The organism is Streptococcus suis (assembly GCF_046032535.1).
GTDB classification, from domain to species: domain Bacteria; phylum Bacillota; class Bacilli; order Lactobacillales; family Streptococcaceae; genus Streptococcus; species Streptococcus suis_AK.
Window position 1 is genome coordinate 1 of sequence record NZ_JARQPL010000053.1, and the last position, 5,238, is coordinate 5,238.

Genomic DNA, 5,238 nt, shown 5'->3' on the forward strand with positions numbered 1-5,238 from the left:
TCACTTCCTAGCTTGATTTCTCTGAGTTGCTCGAGTTTGTCATTGATATAGGCGACCTGTTTTTCACGACTCATCGGTATCTTCTCAAATTGTGAATCCCCAATGACAATGGCATCATAGTCCCCTGTGATAATACGTGATACAAACTGTTTGCGTTTGGCTTTGGCAAAGTCTTTCTTAGTGGTCACATAGACTTTCTTGGTTGGGAAAAATTTCATGATTTCTTGACCAAACTGAGCAGTCAGACTAGACGGCACCACATAAAGTGGTTTATGTACCATTCCGAGTTCTTTCAGTTTGAATCCTGCCCCAAGCATGGTCAAGGTTTTTCCAGACCCCACCTCGTGGGCTAGTAGGGCACGTTTTTCTTCTACAATCCGTTGAATGGCATTCTTTTGGTGAGGACGTAAGGAGATATTCTGGGCAAGTCCATCAATGGTTAAATGGCTACCATCATAGGACTTTGATACCGTACGATTATAGAGACTGTTATAGGTGTCTTCAATCATCTGTTGGACTTCTGGATATCTTGCTACAAAATCTTGAAAGAGTTCTTGTAGGTGTGTTTCCTTGGCACGTAGGACCGTTGTTTTCTCTACATCCGTCACATTCTTTTTCTTATTCCCTTCAACAACTTGTTTTGTGATCGTTGGTTGATTGGAATTCAGGAGATTTTCAAATATTTTACGGCCACTATCATAGCGTGAACCAGGGACACCTAAACTCCTATCCGTTGCGTTGGAATAGGTGTAGGCAAACTTAGATTGGTAAGTGATAACCCCGTCAATGGGACTGACTTCAAGGACTGTTGCTACTTCTTGGTCTGACAATTCATAGGCTTTCCTCATAAAGGTTTCTTGGGCAAATTTTCCGTAAACAGACAAAGGAATCCAGCGTGAACCGATTCGATAATCAATGTCTGCCAAGGTAATGCGGGCTGGTTTGACCGTTTCTAGTAGCCCTGCATAATGTGACCAGTTAAAGTCCTGATTGTCTTGTTTGACAAATAGGTCCACCACTTCTAACTTAGTGACGACATCACCTGACAGAAAGTCTTGGCGAGAAACATAGGTCAATTCTCCATTCAAATACTTCTCAGGATCAGGTATAATGAGGTCGCCTAACTCCTCAATCAAGGTCATCTGCGATTCAACCTGATAGATAGACATCATATAAGCGAAATCAACACCTCGTCCGTCAGCCAAGCTCGAATTTAAGGCATCAAGGGCAGTATGTACCTTTTTAACCTCTTTTTCAGGACGCACTAGAGCCTTCTCAAAGGCAAGAGATTTAGTATAGATAACAGACTTTCCACTTGAATCCAGACTTTCATCTTCCAAACTAGCAAGAAGCGAATACTTATCATCACTATCAAAAAGATTGCGGTTTACAGCACTATTCAAATACCCATATTGTTTGACAAAGCTATCATAGGTATGATTGAGTTTGCCTAACAAGTGGTTAAAAATCTTCTTATCATAGTCATAATGGCGTTGAATGGCAATGACCTCTTGGTAAGCATTGCGAATATCAACCATTCCTTTGATTCGTGCCACTTCTTTATCAGACAAAGGAGCTTCATAGAAAACTGTCTTTTTATAATATCCCTTAAACTGACCACGTTTTGCTGCATCATCGGTCACATAGACATCCAGAGCAGTGCTATCAGTCACTTCTAAGGCATTAAAGCGATCAATCTGCTTTTGAGAATGCTTGGTGTCCCATGCTTTGAAGTTACCCTCTTCATCGACATAGTAACTGATTTCTTCCGTCTTGGTTCCGACTCGAATGCCTTTATTATCTCGATAGTAAACTGTAGAACCCTGGTAACCAAAACTGTACTGACCCAGATTCTCCCTCATTTCAGCTGGAATGGAGGTATCAATGACTTGTTTGGTCAACACATCTGGGTTAATGATGACCTCATTTCTATCAATCTCTCTTGGGGCCTTAACGTGATTTAGAGCAGTTAGGACACTTGCAATCAAGTCATCACTAGTCCCCTTAACAGAAAGTGTTCCGCCGTTAAAATTTCTGACCTCGTAGGTTCCTAGCACTTGGCTATTGTATTCTCCATCAAAATAAGGATTGAGCCAAATGCGACTATCCTTATCATAACGAATGGAACCTGAAAAGGCTAAGTCGTCTGCCACATATCCCTTGTCTAAGTGTTTCTAGAAGAATAACATATCCGTTGTGACACTCGTTCCTGCAATGGCCTTAAAGGCAGAATCAGGCAGTCGAACCCCACCAAGAAAGTCAGTTGTCTCACGAATATCTTGTAAAATGTTTTCGGTTCGCTTATCCATGGTTCCTGTTGAAGAGATAATGGCTACTTGCCCACCATCATGCACCAAATCAAGGGATTTTTTAACAAAATAGTCATGAATCATATAAGGCTTATCGTACTTGTTATCCGCGATCCGAATATTGGCAAATGGCACATTTGAAATTACCAAATCAAAACTATCATCATTAAAAGCAACCGTCTCAAATCCTTTGACCTCAATATGGCTATTCGGGTGAAGGTGTTTGGCAATAGCTCCTGTAATAGTATCTAATTCCACACCATATAACTCACTCTTTTCTCTTAAGTGTTTGGGCATAGCAGCAAAGAAATTCCCTGTTCCCATGGAAGGATCTAGGATTTTGCCACCTGTAAAGCCGTCTCTTTCCAACTTATCCCACATCTGATGAATCAGGGCAGGGTCTGTGTAATAGGCTGTCAGGGAGGACTGTTTCATATCCGAATACTCTTTATCAGTGACTAGGCTTTTCAGTTCTTCTCGTTCCATAGAAAATTTTGGATTATAGTCATCAAAGAAATCATTGGCAAGTCCACCCCAGCCCACATACTTGGCAAGGAGTTCTTGTTCACTTAATGAAGCATTGCGGTGCTCTACTTCTAGATTTTTTACCAAACGAATGGCCGCAATGTTTGTCTCAACCTTATCTCTAGCAGTCTTTGGATAAAAGTCCGTCATATCTTCTGGAAAATAAAAGTCCGTTACTGGAATCTCTGGAATTGTTTCGACGACTTCCTCTTCAGGAATTTGATTATCTGATTCTTCAAGTTCAGTATCGTTATGACCTTTTTCTGAACCATCTGGTTCCAATAGTCCAATACTCTGAACTGGCTCCTCTTCCAGAAATGAGAATAGGTTTAATTCTTGGTCCGCTTCTTCTAATTCTGTTTGTTTTTCTTCCTTTAGCTGATGAAGTGCCTGACTGACTTCTTCCCAGGTCCTCATATAAAGAACTGGATTTTGTTCAATGATATCCGAAAAATCATTGACTAACTCAATCCGAATCAAACCGTTCAATCGAGCATCGCTGACCGACACGACCTCAAAGTCCTGTCCCTTATAGGAAACCAATGACCCCAGAGGATAAGTGTCCAATACTCTCTGGACTAGTGGATTTTCCGCGAATTCTTCATCAACTACTTCTTTTCTCTCAGCTTTCTCTAGCTTGCTCATCCAATCTCTGAGGGTTAAATCTGGCTGATTGCGTTTATCTTTTTCAAAATGTTCCGCATCTTCTCTACTGAGTTCTTGGTGTAAAAAGGCGTAGGCAACTTGTCGCAACTCTTCAATGAAAAGCTGACTACCAAAGAAAAATTCAACCATTTCATGACTTAGTCCCATTTGGAGTAGTTCTGTCGCAAGGGCCAGTTGAGTTACCGAGGCTTTGGGATAGCCACCTAATAATGCAAGGTCCGCATTTTTCAAACGAAAACGACCTACCGCATCCAATAAAATACCGACTTGGTCTGAGTCAAACTGAGATAAATCAATCCCTACCTGAGTCAATTTTTCTTGATTTTCTGCCCTAATGGTTTGTCCAATTTTTTCTAATTCCTTTTCCTCAACTTGAGTCAGCGTTCGTTTCAGCTCATAGGGACTGCCATCAGCCTCTAGATAGGTAAGTAACTCTTCTCCTTCAAAGACTGGTATCATTTCCATCTCAGTATCAAAATCACCTCGTCTAAAACGTGGGACTTTGGAACGTTCATTTCGAACTTGGTCAAAATAGGTTAGTATCTCAAATTTACGTCGTAAAGATAACTCTTCATAAGCTGGCAGATGACTTGTTTTTCCAGTTCGGATATCCAGTTGAGACAAATCTACATCCAAACTAGCAATAACCAGAGAGCCCTCTTCTCGAAAAGATATTGCCTGATGAACACTTGTTTTGTGCTCATCAACAGTTTCTTCATTTTCTAGAACAGTTTCATCCGCTCTTGTTTCAAGCTCAGGCTCGTAAGTCAAGAGAAACTGCTCAATATCTCGGCTGATCCTATCCGCTAAATTATTAGCCACACGGTAAACATTGACCAAATTAGCTCCCCTACTTTTTTGCAAGAGTGAATCCGGCGATATGGTTTGGTAGTGACCATTTGAGTCTAATAATTGAAAACGAGTGGCCAGATTAAACAAGGCCACTTCAATCACCAAGTCTTTTTCAGACGTCGATAGTTTGTCGAGTTTTTGTAGACCAGTTTGGCCGAATACTTGTGTATATGTCAATAGATCATGAGCAGTATCATAAGGACTAGCCTGGACAAAAGCTGAAACATCCATCTCAAAGTGGAGTACCTGAACAGGACTTTTGAATTCCTGCCTATTAGTCATAAACTGATAAACGAGACTATCCCACTCCTCATCAAAATGCTCTGCTTGGTAATATAAAAATGCCTCAAGCAAGACTCTATCACGAGGAATGGTGGCTCTCATCATTTGTAGTAAGACTTCTTGATTCATTTTTCCCTCCCATTTTAAAAAGGCTGAGAGTGTTTCTCAGCCCTTTGCGTTAATCTAGGACCAAAGCTCGTTGGTCTTTTTCTTGTGGCATACCTTCCATCAAAGTCGCCACATAGTGTTGTAAGAAATGACTTTTCTGGTCTAGTAAATCTTTCTGCAAAGCAAGATGAACCAGATCTCCAAAATAATCCTGACTGGAAATGGCCAAGTCCTGTTGAATCATGGCCTGTAAGGTTTCAAGGCTAAGTGGTGAATAATCGTCACTATCTAAAACTTCATACTGTTCCAAGGTGTCTGAAAGACTGTTTGAGGACATTAAATCCATAATAAAACTAGTGCCTTCACCTGTTCGGTACAGTTTTTCCAGAATATCAGTTATATCCGCCTGTATTTCATCCTGATAACCATCCACTTTAACTTGTAGCTCATCACTAATCAAGGACAGGTCATCTTCATCCATATAATCTTGATAAAC

Annotated in this window: 1 protein-coding gene and 1 pseudogene; both read right to left on the reverse strand. The window is 40.7% G+C overall.

Annotation, left to right across the window (positions count from 1 at the left end):
- Window positions 1-4,763: pseudogene (locus P7J58_RS10735) on the reverse strand (N-6 DNA methylase); the annotation flags it as partial.
- A gap of 49 nt (window positions 4,764-4,812) precedes the next feature.
- On the reverse strand, window positions 4,813-5,238 hold a 426-nt coding region (locus tag P7J58_RS10740; RefSeq protein WP_408572584.1), incomplete at its 5' end, for a hypothetical protein.